The organism is Halomonas sp. HK25 (assembly GCF_047795635.1).
Lineage (GTDB): Bacteria > Pseudomonadota > Gammaproteobacteria > Pseudomonadales > Halomonadaceae > Halomonas.
In genome coordinates this window covers 2,572,757-2,595,008 of sequence record NZ_CP181044.1, presented here as the reverse complement: position 1 = coordinate 2,595,008, position 22,252 = coordinate 2,572,757, and the positions used below count along the sequence as shown (strand labels likewise).

At 67.8% G+C, this 22,252-nt stretch carries 20 protein-coding genes and 1 tRNA gene; 10 read left to right on the top strand and 11 right to left on the bottom strand.

Annotated features, from left to right (window positions below):
• The first annotated feature begins 47 nt into the window (after positions 1-47).
• The 7 genes from ACM26W_RS12395 to ACM26W_RS12365 all read left to right on the top strand — a co-directional run bounded on the left by ACM26W_RS12395 (position 48) and on the right by ACM26W_RS12365 (position 7,056).
• Positions 48-581 carry a hypothetical protein gene (locus tag ACM26W_RS12395; RefSeq protein ID WP_416137298.1) on the top strand — a complete coding sequence of 178 codons (534 nt, stop codon included), beginning with the start codon at positions 48-50 and terminating at the stop codon, positions 579-581.
• A gap of 207 nt (positions 582-788) precedes the next feature.
• A complete protein-coding gene (locus tag ACM26W_RS12390) occupies positions 789-2,033 on the top strand; it encodes a LysM peptidoglycan-binding domain-containing protein (protein ID WP_416137297.1) in 1,245 nt (414 codons plus the stop codon).
• 116 nt (positions 2,034-2,149) lie between these two features.
• Entirely contained in the window at positions 2,150-4,174 is a 2,025-nt protein-coding gene (locus ACM26W_RS12385) for a recombinase (protein ID WP_416137296.1), read from the top strand.
• Positions 4,175-4,294: 120 nt separating this feature from the next.
• Positions 4,295-5,260: a zinc-binding metallopeptidase family protein gene (locus ACM26W_RS12380; protein ID WP_416140880.1), complete on the top strand. Its 966-nt coding sequence runs from the start codon at positions 4,295-4,297 to the stop codon at positions 5,258-5,260.
• A gap of 73 nt (positions 5,261-5,333) precedes the next feature.
• The gene (locus tag ACM26W_RS12375) at positions 5,334-6,230 is read left to right on the top strand and encodes an HTH domain-containing protein (RefSeq protein ID WP_416137295.1); all 897 of its coding nucleotides are present in this window, start codon (positions 5,334-5,336) and stop codon (positions 6,228-6,230) included.
• Between the two features lie 5 nt (positions 6,231-6,235).
• Positions 6,236-6,676 carry a hypothetical protein gene (locus tag ACM26W_RS12370; RefSeq protein ID WP_416137294.1) on the top strand — a complete coding sequence of 147 codons (441 nt, stop codon included), beginning with the start codon at positions 6,236-6,238 and terminating at the stop codon, positions 6,674-6,676.
• Positions 6,677-6,696: 20 nt separating this feature from the next.
• A complete protein-coding gene (locus tag ACM26W_RS12365) occupies positions 6,697-7,056 on the top strand; it encodes a hypothetical protein (protein WP_416137293.1) in 360 nt (119 codons plus the stop codon).
• A gap of 22 nt (positions 7,057-7,078) precedes the next feature.
• On the opposite strand, the gene ACM26W_RS12360 is transcribed toward ACM26W_RS12365, so the two are convergent.
• The 4 genes from ACM26W_RS12360 to ACM26W_RS12345 form a co-directional block, all read right to left on the bottom strand.
• Positions 7,079-7,486, bottom strand: coding sequence for a hypothetical protein (locus tag ACM26W_RS12360; RefSeq protein ID WP_416137292.1), 408 nt, complete (start codon positions 7,484-7,486; stop codon positions 7,079-7,081).
• Positions 7,487-7,566: 80 nt separating this feature from the next.
• The gene (locus tag ACM26W_RS12355) at positions 7,567-8,628 is read right to left on the bottom strand and encodes a hypothetical protein (protein ID WP_416137291.1); all 1,062 of its coding nucleotides are present in this window, start codon (positions 8,626-8,628) and stop codon (positions 7,567-7,569) included.
• Positions 8,629-8,795: 167 nt separating this feature from the next.
• Complete coding sequence (locus tag ACM26W_RS12350) at positions 8,796-10,043, bottom strand: ATP-grasp domain-containing protein (RefSeq protein WP_416140879.1); 1,248 nt, start codon at positions 10,041-10,043, stop codon at positions 8,796-8,798.
• Positions 10,044-10,187: 144 nt separating this feature from the next.
• Positions 10,188-12,119 (bottom strand): hypothetical protein, encoded by a 1,932-nt coding sequence (locus tag ACM26W_RS12345; RefSeq protein ID WP_416137290.1) that lies wholly within the window; start codon positions 12,117-12,119, stop codon positions 10,188-10,190.
• A gap of 376 nt (positions 12,120-12,495) precedes the next feature.
• Between ACM26W_RS12345 and ACM26W_RS12340 the strand changes: the two genes are divergently transcribed.
• A complete protein-coding gene (locus ACM26W_RS12340) occupies positions 12,496-13,812 on the top strand; it encodes a ferric reductase-like transmembrane domain-containing protein (RefSeq protein ID WP_416137289.1) in 1,317 nt (438 codons plus the stop codon).
• Between the two features lie 157 nt (positions 13,813-13,969).
• On the opposite strand, the gene bioA is transcribed toward ACM26W_RS12340, so the two are convergent.
• From bioA to bioB, 7 genes are all read right to left on the bottom strand, one after another.
• Positions 13,970-15,352, bottom strand: a complete 1,383-nt coding sequence (gene bioA, locus ACM26W_RS12335) for an adenosylmethionine--8-amino-7-oxononanoate transaminase (RefSeq protein WP_416137288.1) — start codon at positions 15,350-15,352, stop codon at positions 13,970-13,972.
• A gap of 117 nt (positions 15,353-15,469) precedes the next feature.
• Positions 15,470-15,554, bottom strand: a tRNA-Leu gene (locus tag ACM26W_RS12330).
• A 44-nt stretch (positions 15,555-15,598) separates the two neighbouring features.
• On the bottom strand, positions 15,599-16,300 hold the full coding sequence (gene bioD, locus ACM26W_RS12325) for a dethiobiotin synthase (RefSeq protein ID WP_416137287.1): 702 nt from the start codon (positions 16,298-16,300) through the stop codon (positions 15,599-15,601).
• 9 nt (positions 16,301-16,309) lie between these two features.
• Entirely contained in the window at positions 16,310-17,152 is an 843-nt protein-coding gene (locus ACM26W_RS12320; protein ID WP_416137286.1) for a methyltransferase domain-containing protein, read from the bottom strand.
• Positions 17,149-17,901, bottom strand: a complete 753-nt coding sequence (locus tag ACM26W_RS12315; protein WP_416137285.1) for an alpha/beta fold hydrolase — start codon at positions 17,899-17,901, stop codon at positions 17,149-17,151. Before ACM26W_RS12315 ends, ACM26W_RS12320 begins: the two co-directional genes overlap by 4 nt.
• Entirely contained in the window at positions 17,898-19,118 is a 1,221-nt protein-coding gene (gene bioF, locus ACM26W_RS12310) for an 8-amino-7-oxononanoate synthase (protein ID WP_416137284.1), read from the bottom strand. The genes ACM26W_RS12315 and bioF overlap by 4 nt, the downstream gene beginning before the upstream one ends.
• A 3-nt stretch (positions 19,119-19,121) precedes the next feature.
• A complete protein-coding gene (bioB, locus tag ACM26W_RS12305; protein WP_416137283.1) occupies positions 19,122-20,246 on the bottom strand; it encodes a biotin synthase BioB in 1,125 nt (374 codons plus the stop codon).
• Between the two features lie 81 nt (positions 20,247-20,327).
• On the opposite strand from bioB, the gene ACM26W_RS12300 reads away from it, so the two are divergent.
• Positions 20,328-21,026 carry a ComF family protein gene (locus tag ACM26W_RS12300; protein WP_416137282.1) on the top strand — a complete coding sequence of 233 codons (699 nt, stop codon included), beginning with the start codon at positions 20,328-20,330 and terminating at the stop codon, positions 21,024-21,026.
• Between the two features lie 224 nt (positions 21,027-21,250).
• Positions 21,251-22,237: a serine/threonine protein kinase gene (locus tag ACM26W_RS12295; RefSeq protein WP_416137281.1), complete on the top strand. Its 987-nt coding sequence runs from the start codon at positions 21,251-21,253 to the stop codon at positions 22,235-22,237.
• Positions 22,238-22,252 lie beyond the last annotated feature (15 nt).

Here is a 22,252-nt window from a genome sequence, read left to right as displayed (position 1 = left end):
GCCGATCCGCCATCGCCCCGCTGCATGATCGGTGAGGAGGAGAGGCCATGAAGGCGGTCAGGCATCGGCTGCAGCCGGCTCGACTGCCGCTGAGCGTCTGGCGATGCTGGGTCGCTTCCCTGCTGGCGATCGTGGCCTTGCTGTTGCTCGACCTCGGCCGAGGCCTGTTGCAGGACCGTGTCGACACGTCGCTGTTACGGGTAGTGGTGAACGGCGAACCCCTGGTGCTGGATGCCGAGACCCGTGCCGAGTTCGGTCGTGACCTGGAGCATCACACCGCCGGGCTGCAGGACGACGTGGCGGCTGCGATGCGTCCCTGGTTGGACGAGCGACTGGAGGCGGCCTTCACGCCCCTCGAGGCGGCGGTGCCGGGCTATTTGGACTGGTACTACTTACTCACCGGCAACTACCTGCGCCTGGGGATGGCGGTGGCCGGCGATCAGCGCCGAGGACTTCGGCCTGGGCTTCGAGATCTGATTCGATATCCAGCACTCTCTCGATCGTGCGCGATCGGTGACTTGGCGGCGGACTCTGGTCCGCCGTTTTTTTGCTGCTTGCGTGACGAAGTGGCTTGGGCGTGATTCGTGGCAAGCCGCTATCGGCACTATGCCCTGAGAGCTCTAATCCCAAGTAGCGTGATTTGCTAATGCAGCGGAGACGGTGGCTCTTGTCTAGACTCGGGTGATTGACGACGAAGTGCGGTACTGCCCGGCGCAGATTCCGCCCCTCTTGCCGATATTCGTCGGGAGCTGTCGTCGGATGCCCTCAGCCAGCGACAGGAGACCTAAATGCGCGACACCCTGCCCCAGACATGCCGCAAGCTGCGCCGAACCCCCCTGGCGATCGCCATGGCATCGGCGATCTCGCTTGCTGTCCTGCCCGGTATCCTGCTCGCCGAGCCCGAGCAGGATACCAATGGATCCACCGACGTGGCCGAGCCTGATGTCCGCCTGCAGGAGCTGACGAGCGAGCATCGCAACCTCGAGGAACGCCATGCGCAACTCGAGGATGAGCTCGAACGAATCAGCACGGAGCTTGAGGCCCTCGAGGAGCGGCTTGCCGATAGCGAATCCGAACGGGAAACACTCGAATCCCGTCTGACGAAAACTCAACAGCAGCGGGAGCAGGCCGAGGATGCCATCGCGGCCGCGCAGTCAGACGCGGAGCAGGCGCGAACACAGCTGGACGATGCCCACGCGCAGCGTCAATCCGTGGAGATCGAGCGCGAAAGCCTCCAGCAGGAACTCGCGGAAGCCCGCGATGAGCTGGAGGCAAGAGAAGAGGCAAGGCAAGCACGCCAGTCGGATATCGCGACCCTGGAAGCGCGTGCCGATGGCCTGGAGGCGGATCTCGCGCAACTGCGCGAGGAGGCAGATGCCGAGGCGGCCGAGCTCCGTACCGAGCGCGACGAACTGGAGGCCGAGCTGGCCGAGGTCCGCACCGAGCGCGACGAACTGGACGGCGAGTTGGCCGAGGTTCGTACCGAGCGCGACGAGCTGGAGGCCCAGCTGGCCGAGGTCCGCACCGAGCGCGACGAACTGGACGGCGAGTTGGCCGAGGTTCGTACCGAGCGCGACGGGCTGGACGGCGAGCTGGCCGAGGTCCGTACCGAGCGCGATGTGCTCTACCGCGACACCGTGACTCCCCTGCAGGCCGAAGTCGAGCAGCTTCGCGCTCTGCTTCCCTCCGCGGAAGGAGGCGAGCTTGACCTCGACAGTGCCCAGGCGGCCGCGGCCGAACAGGCCACTCGACTCCGCACTGCCCATGAAGCGCTGCGCCGCGGCAGCAGCGACGCCGACGATCCGCAAGCCGAGTACGATGCGATGGTGGCGGACCTGCGGCGTGAGCAGTCTCTGGTGACGCGTGTTCAGGGGGGGACGCTCTACACCGTGCAATCGGGAGAGACCCTGGGTGATGTGGCCCGGCGCTACTACGGTGATGCCAACCGCTGGTCAACCATCTATGAGGCCAATCAGCACATCATCGAGAATCCGGATCGGGTGGTACCGGGTCTCACCGTCATCCTGCCCTGAACGTGACGGCGTGGACTCCCCGCCGCTTTTTTATTTTTTCCGACACGCTGGTCCAGCTGGCGGGAGAGAGGCATCATGCTTGCCCTATCGTGACCCGGCAAGGATGTCCCGCCAGCATGATCGTGACTTCCCACCTGGATAATGCCCTGGCCGCAATGCCGGGGGAGAACCGCCTCGAGGCCGGCCTGAACGCGGTGTTCGGCTGGCTGCGTGCCGGCAGCCCCGAGCGGGCCCCTGAGCGTCTCGACGCCCTGGTCCATTCACTTCGCGACGACCCGGACAAGGCCCGGACCCTGGCCGAGAACATTCTCGGCCGGTTTTCCGATCTGGAGATCTATCCGGCCCTGGTGCGGCTGGGGATCCTCTCGCGGGAAGGACTGTTCCGGGAGGTGTCCACGCGGCTCTATGATCGGCTGAACCCGCCCCCCGTGGATCTTGAAGACTCCAGCGACCTGCTGGCCAGCCTGATCACCCGCCATGACAAACCCTGGCTCGAGGCCCTGCCGGCCCACGGCTGGCTGCGGCTGGGGCGCGTGCTGATTGCGGCCCTGGACCCCGAGACCCGGAACAAGACCCGGGTGCACCTGCGGGAAGAGTGCCTCTACGCCCTAGAGATGCTGGCCATCTGGGTGGCGGCCGAGGAACTCGACCCCGAGCTGATGCGCATCGACGAGCGGCTGACACGCATCGACTCCCCCTTTATCGCCCTGCAGCGGGAGGTACACGCCTTCGTGGAGCACCGGGCCAAGGTGGAGGGGGGGAAGCGCAGCGATGACTTCGCGGCCATCGACCACCTCTGGGTCATGCTGGATCAGTCCAGCGAGCAGGTGGCCCGTTTTCGCCGACGCGGAGGTGGCAGTTTGGGCTCGTCGGTCAATGCGTCCCACCTGATCGAGCGCCTGGAAGATACGCTGAAGCGCATCGAGCGTCTGATACTGCTGACCAGTCCACAGCCCAGGATCGCCTGCACCAGAAGCGGCCTTTTGCTCTGGCAGGAGCTGCTGGTGGCGACGGCGGAGAAAGGCAGCATTGGGGCCCTCTGGAAGAAGAGCACGCGCATGATGTCGCGCAGCATCACCCAGAACAAGAGCGATCACGGCGAGCACTATATCTCCCGCGACTTGCCGAGCTACCTGCGCTTGGTCGCCTCTGCCGGCGGTGCCGGGGCCATCATCGCGGTGATGGCCCTGATCAAGATCACCCTTGAGTCCTGGGGACTGGCGCCTCTGTCCCAGGCCGTGCTGGTCAGCCTCAACTATGGCCTGGGCTTCGTGCTCGTCCACCTGCTGCACTTCACTATCGCCACCAAGCAGCCCGCCATGACGGCTGCCAGCTTTGCCGCCGAGGTCGAACGCAACCGCCGGGGCAGGTCCGTCAGCCGCAAGCTGGCCAGGCTGCTGCTGGATGTGAATCGCTCCCAGTGGGCCGCCGTCTGGGGCAACGTCTGCGCAGCGCTGGCCATCGCCTTCATCATCACCGCAGTGGCGGTGGCGGCGTTGGGGCAGGCGCCCCTCGACATCGAGCAGATCGCCTACCAGCTCAAGGCCCTCTCGCCGATCGAAAGCCTGGCGCTGTTCCATGCGGCTATTGCCGGCGTCTGGCTGTTCTGCTCCGGGATCATCGCCGGGTTCTTCGACAACCGCGCCGATCACGTCCAGCTCTCCCGGCGGCTCGTCCGACATCCTGCCCTGCAGCGCCTCTCTGTGGAGCGGCGGGAGAGGCTGGCCCACTATCTTCACGAGAACTACGGCGCTCTGGCCGGCAACTTCCTGTTCGGCGTGCTGCTGGGCATGACCGGCTATGTGGGCTACCTGCTGGGTCTGCCGCTGGACATTCGCCACGTGGCCTTCTCCTCGGCCAACCTGGGCTTTGCCAGCTTCAGCGATTTCCAGGGCTGGGGGATTTTCCTGGTCGGGCTGCTGTTCGTGATGATGATCGGCTTCATCAACCTCTGGGTCAGCTTCGCCCTGGCCCTGATGGTGGCGCTGCGCTCCCGTGCTTCCCGGATCGAGCCGGGCGTCCTGCTGGCCGGTGTCAGGGACGAGTTCATCGCCAACCCCCTCAGCTGCTTCTTCCCGGTGGGCCGGCTCGGCGTCAAACGCCGCCAAGGGGCAATCCGCCAGAGGCGGTCGGAGACGTAGGGCCGCGTCACCGACCGCCTTTCTGGCGCTCTAATGATAAGCTGATCGGCGGGGCGCAGCCTTCAGCCGCTATCCTTTCTCAGGGCACTGCGTCCCGGCGTTTTTCAGGAGCTGATGACTATGCGAGTCTTCGCCAATCCGGTCGGTCCCGGGTCTCTGTGGTTCGACAACCTCGCTACTGCAACGGGTACGCCTGTTGCCTATGACCCTCAGGCCAGGGCCTTCATCACCATGCCGCCGTTCTGCGCCAATCGCGACGTGATCGGGTGCAACTGGATCGCCCCCGAGCGGGGTGCCTTCTGCCGCGCCTGCGCCATGACCGAGCTGGCCCCGGATCCCTCCATCCCGAATGCCATGCCCCACTGGGCCAAGACCGAGGTCGCCAAGCGCTGGGTGCTCGATAACCTTGGCCGCTGGAACTGGTTTCGGCCCGAGGATCCCGGCGCTCGCCCCGTGTTTCACATGCTGGCCGAGGGCCACACCCCGGTGCCCATGGGGCATGTCGGTGGCGTGGTGACGATCAGCGTGGCGGAGGCAGATCCGGTCCTGAGCACTACCCGGCGAGAAGCCCTGGAAGAGCCCTACCGGACCATGATCGGCCATATGCGTCACGAAATCGCGCACATGCTCTGGTGGCGACTCAGCCTGCGAGACGATTTTCTCGACGCCTTCCGAACCACGTTCGGCGACGAGCGTCAGGACTATCCCGCGGCGCTCACGCGCCACTACCACGATGGGCCACCGCCTGACTGGCGCTTGAGCTTCGTCAGCACCTATGCCTCGGCTCACCCTCACGAGGACTGGGCCGAAACCGCTTCCCACCTGCTGCATCTCACGGATATCGCCGATAGCTTCGTTGCCGCCGGACTGTCCACTACCGACCTGCCGCACCTCGGGTGGGACCCCTACATGGAGGCCGATGCCGAGAGCTTGATCCACGTGGCAACGCATCAGGTCATGGCGGTCAACCACATCAATCGCGCGATGGGGTTGCCGGACCTCTATCCCTTCGTGCTGTCCAATCAGGTGCGCCGCAAGCTTGTCTTCATGCACGACTGGCTGCGCAGGGGTGCCCAGGGCCTTTGACTATTTCAACACTCTCCACAGGTGATGTCGGCCGCGAGTCGCTCCCTGTCGGCGAATCACGCAAGGAAACAGGATGTCTCGAACGACTCGCCTGCAGGACCTGATCCGGATCCTGCGCCACCACCAGGGCCCGATCACCGGGCCCGACCTCGCCGAGGCGCTGGGCGTCACCCTGCGCAGCCTCTACCAGGACATCGCCGTGCTGCGCGCGGTGGGGGTCGAGGTGGTCAACGACCCCGGCCGAGGCTATCTGCTGCCGCCGGAGGTCAGGCTGCCGCCCGCGGCCCTGACCGAGCCTGATCAGGAAACGCCGGCTGACGACAGCCCCATCGAGCCCGTCCAGCCCGCCGACGGCAGCCCCGCCCAGCTCGTCTTCTACACCCATCCGCTCTCCCGGGGCGGCATCGCCCACTGGATGCTCGAGGAACTGGGCGCCACCTATCGCATGGTGAGCCTGGAATACGGCGCGGCCATGAAGACGCCGGACTACCTGGCCGTCAACCCGCTGGGCAAGGTGCCGGCCATCCGCCACGGCGAGACGGTTGTCACCGAGGCTGCGGCCATCTGCGCCTACCTGGCCGATGCCTTCCCGGCGGCCGGCCTGGCGCCGCCGCCCGCCGCACGGGGCGCCTACTACCGCTGGCTGTTCCTCGCCGCCGGCCCCCTGGAGAGCGCCATCGCCCTTAACGACCTGGGCGTTCAGCCCACGCCCGAGCAGAAGATGCGCCTCGGCTGTGGCGACTACTGGGCGCTGGTCGACAGCCTGGCCGCGGCCGTCGATGGGAAGCCCTACATCGCCGGTGACGCCTTCAGCGCCGCCGACGTCTACGTCGGCTCGCATATCGGCTGGGGCATGCAGTTCGGCACCCTGCCGCGCCGCCCCGAGTTCGAGGCCTACTGGACCGGGCTGCGCGAGCGACCGGCTCACCAGCGCTGCGAGGCCTTCGTTCAGCAGGCGCTGGCCCGCTAGGTCCTGTGGCGAGTGACCTTCCCCGCCGAGACTGGTCGAGCCTCGCCCTGCACCTTGCCCTGCCGGTGCTGGCACTGCTGCTCTGGTCGTTGGTGGACAGCGCCTGGGCCAGCTGGCTCTTCCCGCCGGCTTGGATACTGGCCACACAGCTGATCGCCGCCGGCAGCCTGGAGGCGGCCCGCCTGAGGCGTCGGGCCTGGCTGGGGCAGTACCTGCGTGACGGCTCGCCCTGGCATCACCGGCTGCGCGACGGGGTGGTGATGTTGGCTCGTCACCAGCTCTTCGGCGCCCTGCTGGCGTTGGTGCTGGTGGTCACGCTGCTGCTGGTGCTGCTCGAGGGTGGCCACCGCTGGCTCGAGTCGCGCAGCCAGGCGCCGCTGTTCCGGGTGATCGTGGCGGGTGAGGTGCCTGACAGCTACCGCATCCTCGGCAGGCGGGGCGACTAACTTTCGACAGGGAGCGCTCCATGAGCAACGGACCCTATGGGCAAATCGCATGTGACTGCGGCGCGGTATCGCTGCTGGTGTGCGGTTCACCGCTTGGCCTCGGCCTGGATGCCGGGGGCGAGCCGGTTACCTTCTGGCCGCTGGAGGCCATCCAGATCGGCCAGGGGGCCGACGAACTCGATGTCTCACCGGCGGAGCGGGGCGGCGATGCCTGGCGCTGTCGGCGCTGCGATGAGCGCTTGCTGCATGCCCATGACGAGGCCGGCGTGGCGGTGCTGGAGGGCCATGCGGAGGATGCCGGCGAGCGAGCATCGGCGCTGACCGCATCGCAGCAACGCTGTCTCGAGGGGCTGGGCTATCGGGTCGTGCCGGGGGAGTAGCAGAAGTGCGTCCAGCGCCGCTTCACGAGTGGCGTTTCCAGCCCTGAAGGAGATAGCGCGAGGCGCTCTGCCAGCGTGAGGGGTCGGCGGGCGCCGGCGCATTGTCCAGGGCATCGATGGCCCGCTGCAGGGCCTCGAGGATAGCGTCCAGGTGATGGTGGCAGAGGGTGCTGTCGAGGCCGCCGGGGCAGCGGGCCAGGAGCTGACTGCATGCCTCCCGGGCGCTCTCAAGGGCCTCATGGGCGGCGGCGGGGTGGGTCGCCTCGTCGCAGCACGCCTTGAGCTCGCGGCAGAGCATGCCGAGCATCCGGGTGTCGAGCCAGCAGGGCAGGCCGTCGCTCGCCTTGCCGGCCATGGACTGCTTGATGGCGCGGAAGGAGACCTGCAGGAAGACGGCGGTGTAGTACGCCTTGGGGCGCTCTGTGCTCATGATGGACCCGTGAGGTAGCAGCTGGATCTGGTCTTGCTGAGCGTCATGGGGTGTCTCGTGTCGGGCTTGTCATGTCAGGGTCATAGGCGGACGCGGTCGAACTCGCGGCGGAAGTACATCTCCAGGCGCAGATCCAGCGCCCAGCGCGGTTCGCGATCCGACTCGCGAGGGAAGTGCAGGGCGGGCGCCACGTCCAGGAAGAGGATGCCGCGATGCAGGTCGCGGCGGTAGCGGGTCTGCAGGTAGGTGTCCTCGATGCTGGGGCTGGAGCCGCTCTCGCCCAGGGCGACGGCGCTGTAGCGGATCGCCCGGCGGCGGTCGATGCGCCGGTTGAGCTCCACCGCCTCGCTGAACTCCAGGGTGTCGACCTCCTCGCGCCACTGCACGTTGGTGATGAAGCGCAGGTGGCGGTTCTCGTCCACGGGGCGGCCGATGTCCCAGCGGGTGCGCGCGGAGTAGCCGTCCTTGTTGAACCAGGAGAGGCGGTTGTCGCTCTCCAGCTGCCAGGGCCCGTCGTTGAGGGTCCAGAGGCGCTGGGTGATCACCCGGGCGTAGGGGTCCGGCGGCAGCCGCATGCGAACACCGGCGCCCACTTGGGTATTCCAGCGCTCGCTCTTGTCGCGGCGTCCCAGGCGGTTCAGGCCAATGCGCAGGCTCTCCACGCCGCTGATGCGATCATCCACCAGCTGGTTGTCCTGCTCCGCCAGGGTGCCCTGGGTCTCCTCCGGCTCGCTCTCGATGACCAGTCGCAGGCGCTCTTCGGTGGTGGGCAGGTCGATGCGGAAGCGGGCGCCGATGTCTTGCTGGAAGGTATCGCCTTCCTTCCACCGCCAGCCCTGGCTGATCCGCAGGTAGGAGTCGTTCTCGATGCTCAGGGCATCGGTGGTGCCGAAGAAGGCGTCGATGCGCCGCGAGGTGGTCTCGACCCAGCGCGACACGCCCTCATGGAGAGGCTCGATCTGCTCATGGGCCCAGGGGGGCAGGTCGCTGTCGTCCTCCGGCATGCTGTCGGCGTCGATCTCGCCGTCGGTGGGTTCCGGCAGGCTGATGGCGTCGAGCGAACCGTCGGTGGGCACCGGCGGGGTATCGGCGTAAGCACCCAGGGCAGCACAGGTGGCCAGTGCGATCAGGACCTTTCTCATCCGTGGGTTCCTTCTTGTATTCCCTGGAAGTCAGTCTATCCGCGAAAGCGGCCGACGTCGCCAACGCCGTAAGTCTCATTGAAAGGGGCAGGATTGAAAGGGGCAGGGCGTAAGCCCTGCCCCCCCGGTCGTATCAGCTCAGGTGCGAATCGGTGTTGAACGCGTTGCTAGACGTAGAAGTCCAGGTCCTCTTGAGCCTTGAGCAGGTCCCGCATGACAATCGGGTCGTCACCGAAGAAGAACAGCAGGCCCCAGTGGGTGCCGAACGCCGAGCGGTCCGGGACCGTCTCTTCGGCCGGCGCTACCAGTTCGTGAGACTCGAAGTACGGGTGCTCGGTGGTTTCCTTGGGCATCTCCAGCTTGCTGACGACACGACGCCTCGGGTAGACCCCAAAACAACCCGCATAGCCTTTCGCATCGACTACCTCGCGGGGGAAGAAGGCTTCGACCTCCTCCTTGGTGCTCTTGGGGTCGAAGACCAGCATCGATGCTTGATAGGCACTGAATCCATAGGCGCGCTCGATAAGCTCGAAGGCCTTGAAGCCGGGTGGGCGATAGGCGATCTCGCCGAAGTACATCTCGCCATCCGACGCCACGAAGTACTCGGGATGGATCAGGCCGAACTGGATGTCGAACGTCTTGATCAGCTTCTCGATCTGCTTGGTGATGGCATTACGCCAGCTCTCGAGCTCACGTGTGGCGGGAACGAACACCGAATAGCCCAGGGTCACGTACTCGGAGATATTGAGGAACTTGATCTTGCCATCATGGATCCAGGCCTCGACGGCAAATTCCCAGCCGTCAAGGTGACTCTCCATCAGCAAGGGATACTCTTCGGCCGGTATGCTGTCGATCTCTTCTATCTTGCGGATCATGCGGTGCCCCAGACAGCCGGCCTTGTCGAAGGCCTTGACATGTATCGGGTCATCGGGGTCGCCGTCGAGCTTGAGCAGCGTCTGGTTGACGCGTTTCATGAAGCGGATGATGTCGTCTTTCTCGTGGGCTTCCTCGAAGATGCCCACGCGAATGCCGCCCAACTGGGCGCGGCGTTTCATCAGTGCCTTGTCCCTGAACAGGATGGACTGCCCGAACATGCGGGGGTTGTCCATCAGGACGGAGTTGATCGCACCGGACCATTCGACGGTTTCCTCGAATAGCGGTATGGCCACGTCAACGCCTTCCTCCTTGAGCCGTTGCGCAATCTCCACGGATCGATCATTCAAGCGCAGGAAGTCCCATTGCATGTACGGGATCTTGTTGGCTTCACAGAAATCGGCGGCCCAATCGGGCGCCACCACCACGTAGCGGCGATCAAACTTCTGTGCGGCCTTGATGGCATTGACGCTCCAGCCCAGCAAGGCGATATATCCCTTGTTGGGGTCCTTGGGCGTTTCGGTTCCCTTGACCGAATCCATGGTCGGGTCGATCCAGCTCGAGACGTCTTTGGTGTCCGGGTTTTCTGAAACAATCGACATATATTGTTCTCCTTCTGCCTTGGGCAGGAAATTGACGTTCGATCATTAGCGGTCTTGTCGAGCTTGATTGCCAGGCGCCTTCGGCTAGCGCCCTGACGCCCAGCTATCCCGGGCCAGACCCATGGCCCGATCCACTTCAGCGGTGGGAATATCGGCCGGCTCGCCTTTCTCCAGCGGGTCATAGTGAAAGACGTATAGCCGGGAGGCGAACTGGACAACCGGTAGCGAGGCCTCACCGTAGAGCTCTCCATTGCCTTGGGTCGATGTGACGATGTCCTGCCCCCAATCCTGCCCGCTGTCGTTGTTGGGATTGAAGAAGTACACCCGCATGACCTGGCTCGGGTCGAGCGCAAGGCGCTGGATCGTAATGGCGTGCCAGCCGAGAAAGCGCGTGGCGCTATCGGTCACGGCAATACCCGCCGGTTGCGGATTGATTACCGGAATGTTGCCGTTGTAGAAGGGGTGATAAGCCGCATAGAAGTCACGGATAAACCCCTCGAAATCCTTCAGGCCCCCGGTAAACACATCGACCGCGATGCGGAACCCATGACCCACATGATCGCCATGGAATTCGGCGTTGACCCATTTGTGCGGATCCTCTCCGCGGCCGATACTGCGGCGCCCCATTTCGAAGTAAACGCGGTCGAGGTGCGGCACGGTCAACAGTGAGACAGCATCGACATCTACCGGGGGCTCGGTTGCCAGGCCGGTGCCCAGTTCCCGGGAGGAAATGCTGCTGCCCTCGAAACGCATGACCACTTCATCGACGCGGGCCGCCCAGGCGACGACCCGAAGCAGGTCAGCAGGGGTATTGTAGGCCCACATGGACAGGGCGCGTGTCGACTGGCAGGTGGGGTAATTACCCTGACCCACGCCCAGCGGGCGACCAAGCACGTTGAGAACGTCGGCCAGCAGAAAGCATTCCGGCGAGCGCCGGGTTCCGAAGACAGCAACGATCTTCCGTGCAGCGGTATCGCACACCGTCAGTCTCAGCTGCCGCCACAACGAGGGAGCCACCGGAGGCGAGTACAGAATGCCTCGCTCGAGCATCATGGCCAGGCCATAGGTGGCCTGGCTGGTTTCGGGAAACAGGGCCTCATCGATCAGCGTGTGAATCAGCGCCGGATAACAATGAAAGGCGTCTGCCCCCGTCTGACTCAGCCCCAGTGCCGTGGGGATCAGCGCGTTCCATCGATTACGCAGGTAACGGATAAACCCAGGCATGTAGGGCGAGACCAGGCCGGTGCTGTGCATGGTCTGGGCAAAGGCAATGGCCTCCTGCAACAGGGTCGCGTCATCCATGCTCGCCAGCCGTTCGGCATAGACGTCAAGGCCGGGATCTTCGCGGCAGCCTTCGGTGGGGCCGAAGACGGCATTGACGAGCTTTTGGGCATCCTCGCTGGCCTCTCCCACTGGGGTGTCCGGCGTGTTCAGGCAGGCGGCGATCTGGGTCACCATCTGCTTGACGCCATCCACCTGGACCGGGCGTTGCGCCAGGATTCGCCAGACTTCGGCCACCAGATGCTCCAGAAGATTCTCGTAGCCCAGGTGCTCAAGCAGGTAGTGGTAAAGGTTCTGGACGGCGAACCCGAGCCGGTCAGGCCGAAGCCGGTCGCCCTCGTGCAGGTCGCTGACGACGAGATCGAGGTTCATGGCCATCACCTGGGCGAGGAAGTGATTGGCGTGCTCCGCCGAGACCGAAGGGTGCGAATAGTCGCCCTTGGCAACGGCGAGCAGGCGAACCTGGCTCAGGCTCTCGACCAGGGTGGCGGTCGGGTCCCCGTGACGCACGGTACGCATGGCAAGCGAGGGCACCAGTGTCTGGGGATAATTCCAGTCGCTACCACCGAAGAATCCGGCGGCCTCGATCGCCGGTACGCGCGCGTAGAGGACGTCGAGCCCTCCGGCATCGAACATCAGGGGGCGTGCCGCATCGATGACCTCGAATACGGGGGAGACTTCTGCAACGGCATTCGCAGCGGCTAGTCGCTCGATAGCGGCGTCGAGCTGATTCACTAGCTCGCCTGAAATGTTGTCGTCATGGGGGGCGGGTTCGTGAGTATCTGCTCTCATGGATCTACAGTCCGTCCTATCCCGTGACATGTCAATCACATTTGGATTGAACATTCGCATGAAATTCTTCGGTGGAGATGCCGGCGGCGCACACCCTGACTTGTCGGAAAAGCCTAACGGCAGACGCCGTGGTCATTGAAACCGTGGACGGCCAGCAGCAGGGCGCGGGGCGCGTGCTGATCCTCACCCCCGACACGAACCAGAGTTACCCCCTATCGCAACGTCGTCTACTCTCATTAGTCGCCTACTCTTATCAGGAGTAGGGAAGGCATCGGCCACCGGCCGGCCACCGTCGAAGGCCCGGATCAGGGAGGAGACGATGAACAGAGTGACACGACGCGCGCTGCTGTGGGGAGTTGCCTATCTCGGGCTGGCGTTGTTGCCGATGGCCGTGGTGCTGGTTCGTCCTCCGGCAGAGGCGCGCGGACTGGGGGTGGAGTTCGGCACCATGCTCGGTCTGCTGGCCCTGACGGTGATGGCGCTGCAGGCACTGGTCTCCGGCCGCCATCGCTGGTTCGGTGCGGCACTGGGCTTCGACAACCTGCTGCAGTTCCATCGCCAGATGGGGCTCTTCGCGTTGTGTCTGGTGGTGGCCCATCCCGCGGTGATGCTGGCCTCCCGACCCGCCTGGCTCGACTATCTGGACCCCCGCGACGAGACGCTGCGTGCCCTGACCCTGATGGGCCTGCTGCTCGCCACGCTGCTGCTGGTGGTCACCTCGCTATGGCGCCAGGCGTGCGGGCTCTCCTACGAGCGCTGGCGGGCCCTGCATGGATTGCTCGCGGTGGCGGTGGTGGGCGGCGGCCTCGGGCATGCGCTGATGGTAGGCCACTACACGGCAGGAGGCGCCGGGCTACTGTTGGCCCTGCTGATCGTCATGTCGCTGCTGCTGGTGGCACAGACCCGCCTGCTGCGGCCCTGGCGACTGCGGCGCCGGCCCTGGCAGGTGGTCGAGACGCAGGCGGTGCGCGGCGATGCCACCACCCTGGTACTGGTCCCGGTGGGTCGGCATCGGCTCGCGTTCGCCCCCGGGCAGTTCTTCTGGATTTCGCTGGGCGACAGCCCCTTCCAGCTCCAGCAGCACCCCTTTTCCATCGCCTCCTCGGCTGAGCGGCCCGAGCGGCTGGCGTTCACCGCCAAGCGGATGGGCGATTTCACCGCGACCCTGCCCGACGTGCCGGTCGGCACCCGGGCCTTCGTCGAAGGGCCCTTCGGGGCCTTCCTGCCGGATGCCCGCAACCCTTCCGGGGTGGTGCTGATTGCCGGGGGCATCGGTATCACACCGATGCTGAGCATCCTGCGCACCTTCGCCGACCGAGGCGAGCGCCTGCCGCTGTGGCTGATCTACGCCAACCCCCGCTGGGAGGAGGCGACCTTTCGTGAGGAGCTGGACGCCCTGGCCGAGCGTCTGCGCCTGGAGGTGATCCACGTGCTCGACGAGCCGCCGGAGGGCTGGCAGGGGGAGCGTGGGCTGGTCGATAGAGACCTGCTGGCGCGCCGCCTGCCGGCCGATGACGGCCGACGCGACTACTTCATCTGCGGCCCCGGCCCGCTGATGGACGCCGCCGAGGGGGCGCTCATCGAGCTCGGAGTCGCACCAACCCGCCTGCACTCCGACCGCTTCGACATAGTGTAATCCTCGAGAAGGATCCCGGGGCAGGGACCACAAGACGGAAGAGGAGAGCCGAACCATGCTGCATCGCTATGCCCGTCATGCCGCCACCCTGATCGCCCTGTTGCTGATCTTCGCGGCCCTGTTTGTTGCCTTGCTGCGCGGCTGAGACGGCAGGCCCTCAGCGCCGAAACCACCCCTTCATCACCGTGGTGATGCGGCGCATGTCCGCCTCCGAGGTGACATAGGCCGGCATGGTGTAGAGCCAGCGGCCGATGGGGCGCAGCCAGACGCCCTGCTCGCGGGCCCAGTCGGCCACCCCGGCGAGATCCGCCGCGGCATGGGTCTCGATCACCGCGGTGGCGCCCAGCGTTCGCACGTCGGCCACCGCGGGGTGGGCGGCCAGCGCCTCTTCCATCACCAGCTCTTCGTGCAGCACCCGGTTGAGCGCGGCGATCTTGCCCAGGTAGTCCTCTTCCTCGAACACGGCGAGGCTCTCCAGCGCCACGGCGCAGGCCAGCGGATTGCCCATGAAGGTGGGGCCGTGCATGAAGGCGTGCTCGGGGGAGTCGCCCACGAAGGCGTCATGCACCCGGTCGGTGGCGAGCGTTGCCGCGTGTCCCAGATAGCCCCCGGTCAGCCCCTTGGAGAGCACCATGATGTCCGGCGTCACCCCAGCGTGGTCGGCGGCGAACATCCGCCCGGTGCGCCCGAAGCCGGTGGCCACCTCGTCGAACACCAGCAGCACGTCGAACTCGTCGCACAGCTCGCGTGCTCCCTGCAGGTAGTGGGGCGAGGTCATGTTGAGCCCACCGGCGGCCTGCAGCAGCGGCTCCATGAGCAGCGCGGCGATCTCCTCATGGTGGCGCTCCAGCACCGCACGCAAGGCGGCGAGGTCTGGCTCCACCGCCTCGGGGGGAGCATCGAAGAGCGCGGTGGGGGCAGGGGCGAAATGGTGGCGGGGCAGGTAGCCCGCGAACAGCGAGTGCATCCCCTCCTCGGGGTCGCAGACCGCCATGCAGCCGGCGGTGTCGCCGTGGTAGGCCTTCATCAGCGAGAGCAGGCGATGCTTGCCGGGCCGGCCGCGCAGCTGGTGGTACTGCACCGCCATCTTCATGGCCACCTCCATGCCCACCGAGCCGCTGTCGGAATAGAAGACGTGGTTGAGCCCCTCGGGCGTGACCCTGACCAGCGCCCGGGCCAGGCGGTCGGCGGGCGCGTGGGTCAGCCCGCCGAGCATCACGTGGCAGAGCGCGTCGGCCTGCTGCTGGATGGCCCGCACCAGGCGTGGGTGTCGATAGCCGTGGATCATGCACCACCAGGAACAGGTGGCGTCGAGCAGCGTCTCGCCGCCCTCAAGGGTGAAGCGCGGCCCCTCGCCGCCGACTACCTTCGGCGCCGGGCGCTGGGTCTTGAGGTGGGCATAGGGGTGCCAGACGGGGGAGGGATTCCTGGCCGTTGCGAAAGAGGGATTCCTGACCGTTGCGAAAGAGGGATTCCGGGTTGTTTCGAGAGAGGGATTCCTCGACGTTTCGAAAGAGGGATTCCGGGGTGAAACGCTCATCAGAGGGCTCCGTTGCAGCGGTGAAACGGGATGACGGGCACGCGAAGGCGCCGCGCATCTCGGGGGAGATGACGGAAGAAGCGCGTCGATAGCGGGGGAGATAACGAGAAACAGCGATGGTGCGGATGAGAGGACTTGAACCTCCACGCCCGAAGGCACCAGGACCTAAACCTGGCGTGTCTACCAATTCCACCACATCCGCACGGACAGGCAGGCGAGCACATTTTACGGACGGTGCCTTCCAAGTCAATGAGCATCGGGAAGTTTCAGGTAATCGGCGGCGGCTGCGGCCATGCGGCGGGGGGCGCCGGCCGGCAGCCGAGGGATCACGCCCAGGCAGGGGAAGGGCAGGGTACGCACCAGGGTGACCAGGTTGTCGCGGTAGAGGGCGTCGTCTTCGGCAAAGGCCGGGTCCACGACGCTGCCGATCCAGCCGGCCAGGCGCAGGCCATCCGCATGGACGGCCTCGGCGGTCAGGCGGGCGTGGCTGAGACAGCCCAGGCGCAGGCCCACCACCAGGAGCACGGGGAGGTCCATCTCCAGGGCGAGGCCGGCGAGGTCCTCCTCGTCGTTGAGGGGCACTCGCCAGCCGCCGGCGCCCTCCACCAGGGTCAGGTCGCGGGGGTGTGCCAGCAGCGGGCGTAGCCAGTTGGTCAGGTCGGCCAGGCGCAGCTCGGCCCCGGCCCGCCGGGCCGCCAGGTGCGGGGCGATGGCGGGGGCGAAGGCGAAGGGGTTGGTCGTCGCGTAGTCCGTCGCCGGCACGCTCTGGGCCTGCAGGGCCAGGGCATCGGCGTTGCGCAGGCCCTCGGGGGTGGCTTCGCTGCCCGAGGCGATGGGCTTGAGCCCGAGGGTGGTGAGGCCGGCACGGCGGGCACAGGCCAGCAGGCCGGCGCTGGCCAGGGTCTTGCCGGCGTCGGTGTCGGTGCCGGTGACGAAGTAGGCGGGCATCGCATCTCCTCAGTCGCGAGTGAGGTCGAGAGTAAGCAGCCGGTAGCTGACCGGCAGGCCGCTGGGTTCGCGCAGCGCCTCATAACGGTGCCGGGCCCGGGCCAGATCGGTGCGGGTCAGGCGGGCGCCGGGACGGGCGGTCTGGGCACCCACGCCCTTGATGGAGGCCATCACCGCGGCGAGATCGGGGTAGTGGAAGCGCCACTCGCCCTGGCTCGCCTCGAGGCGGCGAAACCCGGCCAGGCGCGCCGCGACCAGGTGGCGCTCGCGGCTGCGCAGGGGCAGCAGGGCCGCCGGCGCCCCGGGACGCGACCAGGCGTGGCCGACCTCCGCGAGGGTGCCGGGGGCGAGGGTGTTGATCAGGGCGCGACCGCCCGGGCGCAGCACCCGGTGCAGTTCGGCCAGCACCCGTTCCAGGTCCGGGCACCACTGGATGGCGAGGTTGGAGACCACCAGGTCCAGGCTGGCGTCCGCCAGCGGCAGGGCGGCGGCGTCGGCGCACAGCCAGCGCAGACGCGGCTGATTGCCGTGGGCCCGGCGGGCGGCTTCGAGCATGCCCGGGGCCAGGTCGAGGCCGATGACCCTGCAGTCGTCGCCAAAGCGCCCGGCCAGGCGAGCGCTCCCGTGGCCCGGGCCACAGCCCAGGTCGAGCACTCGCCAGGGGGTGGGGCAGGAGGTGGCTTGAGTGCGCTCGGGCAGGCGGGCCCAGAGGGTCTCGCCCATGGCCTGCTGGGCCGTGGCCAGGCGCGCATAGTCGCCGGCGGCCCGGGAGAAGGCGTGAGCGACCCGGCGCTGCCAGTCGGCGGGAGCCTGGGGTTCGGCGGATGGCTGCCGGGCGAAAGCGTCGTTCATGAGCAGGCCTCCTCGGCGCCGGTTGCCTGCGGCTGGTGAGCCCTGGCGGCCAGCGCCACCAGGGCCTTGGCCAGGGCGGCCGGCCGGGAGAGCATCGGGCAGTGGCCGGCGTGTTCGAGGACGTGGTCGGCGCCTTCGATGGCGGCCGGGGCCAGCAGCGGGTCCCGGGCGCCGGCCAGGCGAATCACCGGGCAGTCGGCGCCCGCCATGGCGGCCGAGATATCCAGACTCACCAGCCAGTCGAGGCCCGCGGCCAGGGTGGCGGGATCGGGAGGCGGGCCTTCGCCGAGCAGGGTGCGCAGTTGCCGATAAGCGTCGCGGGGGCGGGGCTCGCCGCCGAGCTGCCAGCGGTGGAAGTGGGCCAGGGTGGCGTCGGGGTCGCGGGCAAAGGCGCGGCGGAAGGCGGCGAGCTCGGCGCGGCTGACACCGGCCGGGTCGCAGAAACGCGCGCCCATGCCGAGCAGGATCAGGCCCCGGGGCGGAGAAAGGGGGGCGGGCAGGCGCTCCAGCAGGGCGCCGGCCAGCAGGCCGCCCAGCGACCAGCCGACCCAGACGGCCTCCTCGGGCAGGTCCGCCGCCATGGCCTCGGCCATCGCCGCGAGACTCGCCGGCGCCTCCAGGGCGGGGCGGCCGCCGACGCCGGGCCAGTCCGGGGTCGTGACGCTGACCCCGGCCGGCCAGTGATCGGCCAGCGGCTGCCAGATCCGCGCGTCACAGCCCCAGCCGGAGAGCAGCACCAGGTGGGTCATGGCGCCGCCTCCCCAGCGCGTGCGACCCGCTCAGGGCTGCGGGTGTCTTCGGCCTGGCAGGCGGCCAGCCCCTCGAGCAGGGCGTCCAGGTCATCATCGGCGTGGGCGGCCGAGAGCGTGAGGCGCAGCCGGGCCTGGCCGCGGGGCACGGTGGGCTCGCGGATGGCGCCGACCGAGAGGCCCCGCGCGGCCAGTCGCTCGGCCCAGGCCATCACCCGGTGGCTGTCGCCCAGCACCAGCGGCTGGATGGGCGTGTGGCTTGCCGCCAGGGGCAGGCCCAGGCGCGCGGCCTCGGCGCGAAAGCGTGCGATCAAGCTGGCCAGGCGCGTGCGCCGCTCGGGCTCGGCGGCGAGGATGCCCAACGCCGCCAGGGTCGCCGCCGCCACCCCGGGCGGCTGGGCGGTGGTGTAGACGTAGGGGCGGGCGAACTGGATCAGGTGCTCGATCAGCGCCTCGCTGCCCGCCACGAAGGCGCCGCCGGTGCCCAGCGCCTTGCCCAGGGTGCCCACCAGCACCGGCACCTCATCGACGTCGTGGGCGCGGCCCACGCAGCCGTCGCCGTGCTCACCGAGGACTCCGAGGCCGTGGGCGTCGTCGATCATCAGCCAGGCGTTGTGGCGATGTGCCATCGCGGCGAGCCCGGCGATATCGGCCACGTCGCCGTCCATGCTGAATACCCCGTCGCTGACCACCAGCCGGGGCGCCTCGGTCGGGGCGCGGGCCAGCAGCCGCTCGAGGTCGGCCAGGTCGCGGTGGTGGAAGCGCCGCGACGCTGAACCGGCCAGTGCGGCGCCGTCGAGCAGGGAGGCGTGGTTGAGACGGTCCTGGAACACCCGGGTGTCGGCATCGCAGAGCGCCTGCAGGGTGCCCAGGTTGGCCATGTAGCCGGTGGAGAAGAGCAGGGCGCGGGGGCGGCCGGTGAGCGCGGCCAGCCGTCGCTCGAGCGCCTCGTGGACCTCCAGGTGGCCGCTGACCAGGTGCGAGGCCCGGGCGCCTGCCCCATATCGACGGGCGCCTGCGGCCATGGCCTCGGCCAGGCGCGGGTCTCCGGCCAGGCCCAGGTAGTCGTTGCCGGCGAAGTCGTGTCGGGCGTCGCCGCGCCGGGCGCTGCCGCACACCTCGCCCGCCGGTCGCCAGGTGCGGCGCTGCCGCCACAGGCCGTCGGCACGGCGGGCCTGGGCTTGCGTGGCGAGTCGGGAGGACCAGTCCACACTCATGGCTCAGGCGCCGCTGGCATCAAAGGCGAGCGCATCGGCCCGGGCGAGGGCCTGTTGCGCCGCCTGGCGGGCCAGGTCGGCCTCAACCCTGGCCTCCACGCTTGCCTGCGCCTGGGCGTCGTCGACGCAGGTGTCCCTGCGCTCCGGGTGCAGGCCGAGCTTGGCGAACAGCGCCCGGTCGCGCTCCGCCTGGGGGTTGGCGGTGGTCAGCAGTCGCTCGCCGTAGAAGATGGAGTTGGCGCCGGCCAGGAAGGCCAGCGCCTGGGTGGACTCGTTCATCTGCTCGCGGCCGGCGGAGAGGCGCACGTGGCTCGCCGGCATCAGGATGCGGGCCACGGCGATGGCGCGGATGAACTCTATGGGGTCCAGGTCTTCGACGTGCTCGAGCGGCGTGCCCGGGACCTTGACCAGCATGTTGATGGGTACCGACTCCGGATGCGGTTCGAGCCGCCCCAGCTGCTGGAGCAGGGCGGCGCGGTCGCGGGGCGCTTCGCCCATGCCCAGGATCCCGCCGGCGCACACCTTCATGCCGGCGTCGCGGACGTGGCCCAGGGTCGCCAGGCGGTCGGCGTAGGTACGGGTGGTGATGATCTCGCCGTAGTACTCCGGCGAGGTGTCCAGGTTGTGGTTGTAGTAGTCGAGCCCGGCCTCGGCCAGGCGTCCGGCCTGGTCGCCGTCCACCATCCCCAGGGTCATGCAGGTCTCCAGCCCCAGCGCCTTGACCCGGCGAACCATCTCCAGCACGACGGTCAGGTCCTTCTCGCGGGGACTCTTCCAGGCCGCGCCCATGCAGAAGCGGCTGGCGCCGGCCTCCCTGGCGGCCTGGGCCTGCTCCACTACCTTCTCGATCTCGAGCAGCTTCTCCTTGCCAAGACCGGTGTTGTAGTGGCCCGACTGGGGGCAGTACTTGCAGTCCTCCGGGCAGGCGCCGGTCTTGATCGAGAGCAGGGTGGAGACCTGCACGGCGTTGGGGTCGAAGTGGGCGCGGTGCACTTGCTGGGCGCGGAACAGCAGGTCGTTGAAGGGCAGGGCGAAGAGCGTCTCGATCTCGTCGAGGGTCCAGTCGTGGCGGGGTTGAGCCGTGGCGGCTAGGGTCAAGGAATCGGCGGTCGAGGTCGCATCGGACATGGGAGGCTCGCTATGGTCAACTTTGAAGTCATGGACAAGTTGACGAAAAGCCTATCCCAGTGGCGGGCATTGTCAACCCGGATGGGGTTCGGAGTTGACCAATTCCTGCGCCGCCAGCTGCCGGGGCGCTGCGCCTTCTGCCTGGGGGAGGCCGATCGCGACCGCCCCTGGTGTGGCGCCTGCTTCGCCTCGCTGCCCTGGAACCTGCCGGCCTGCCCGCACTGTGCAGAACCGCTGCCTGGGCGACCCGAGGCCAGGCCCTGCGGCCGCTGCCTGCGTCAGCCGCCGCCGTTCGTGCGCAGTCGCGTGCCACTGCGCTATGAGCTGGAGGTGGCCGGGCTGATGCAGCGTTTCAAGTTCGCGGCCTCGCCCCGGGCCGGGGCGGTGCTGCTGGCGCTGTTCGAGGCCGGCCTGCCCGGGGCGGCGCTGTCCTGGCCGCAGGCGCTCGTGCCGGTACCACTGCATCCCCGCCGCGCTCGCGAGCGCGGCTTCGACCAGGGCGAGTGGCTGGCGCGGCGCCTGGCCTGCCGGCTAGCGCTGCCGCTGGTGCGCGCCCGGCGGCGCCGTGATACGCCGACCCAGCGTGGGCTGGACCGCGACGAGCGCCGCCGCAACCTGAGCGGCGCCTTCGTGATCGAGGCGGCGCTGCCGCCACGGGTGGCGCTGGTGGATGACGTCATGACCACCGGGGCGACCCTTGAGGCGCTGGCCGAGGCCTGCCGTTCGGCCGGTGCCCGAGAGGTCGAGGCCTGGGCGGTGGCACGAACGCCGCTGCAGTAAAGCTGATGCAGGGCTATCGCAGTTACGAAAAGCGAGGGGCGCTGGGGGCAATCCGAAGAGGAGGTCCTATGCCAGGGATGGCATCGGTAGCGTACAGGGAGGTATTCACAGCGCCTCCTCGCAGGCTTGCCGACAGATCAGCCCCGAGCGCTGGAAGCTATCTGAGATAGCCCGGAAAGCTGACGGCTCTGCTAGCATGCGGGTTTTACTGCCGGGACTGCCCTATGGAAACTTCCCCCCATCCCTTCGCCAGCCTCTCTCCTGCCCGGGTGGTGGCGGCGGTGGAATCGCTGGGCTTCTGGCTGCCGGGTGAACCCTTCACCCTCAACAGCTACGAGAACCGGGTCTATCTGGTGCATGACGAGGAGCGCCGTCGCTGGGTGGTCAAGTTCTACCGCCCGGAGCGCTGGAGTGATGCGCGCATCCAGGAGGAGCACGACTTCCTGGCGGAACTCGAGGAGGCGGGGGTGGCGGTGGCCGCGCCCTGGCGCGATGCAGAAGGCGTGAGCCTGCACCGCGCGGAGGGTTTTCGCTTCTCGCTGTTTCCCTGTCTGCCGGGTCAGGCCCCGGAGCTGGAGAACCCGGCGCACCTGTTCGCCCTGGGCGAGTTGATCGGCGCCGTGCATGCGGTGGGCGAACGCGGTCGCTTCGTCCATCGCGGCGCCATTGACCTGGATGAGATGGTGCTGGAGGCCCGTGAGCGGGTGCTGGCCAGTGCCTGGCTCGGTCGGCGGCAGCGCGATGCCTATTCGCGGGTCACCGAGGCGCTGCACGAGCGGCTGGCGGACCACACCTGGCCCGTTGAGCAGGCGATCCGCGTCCACGGCGACTGCCATATCGGCAACATCCTGGGTCGCGACGAGCACTTTGCCCTGGTGGACTTCGACGACTGCCTGATGGCCCCGGCGGTGCAGGACCTGTGGATGCTGATCACCGCCGAGCGTGACGAGGAGCGCCATATGCAGCTCTCGGAGGTGATGGAGGGCTACGAGGAGCAGCGCGAGTTCGACCGCAGTGAGCTGGCCCTGATGGAGCCGCTGCGCACCCTGAGGCTGTTGCGCCACAGCGCCTGGCTGGTGGCGCGCTGGGAGGATCCGGCCTTCCCACTGGCCTTTCCCTGGCTGGCCGATGAGGGCTACTGGGACGGCCAGATCCGCTCCCTGGAGCAGCAACGCCAGGTCCTGGAGCGCGAGCCCCGCTGGCTGGCCTGATGCCGGGCCGCCGCC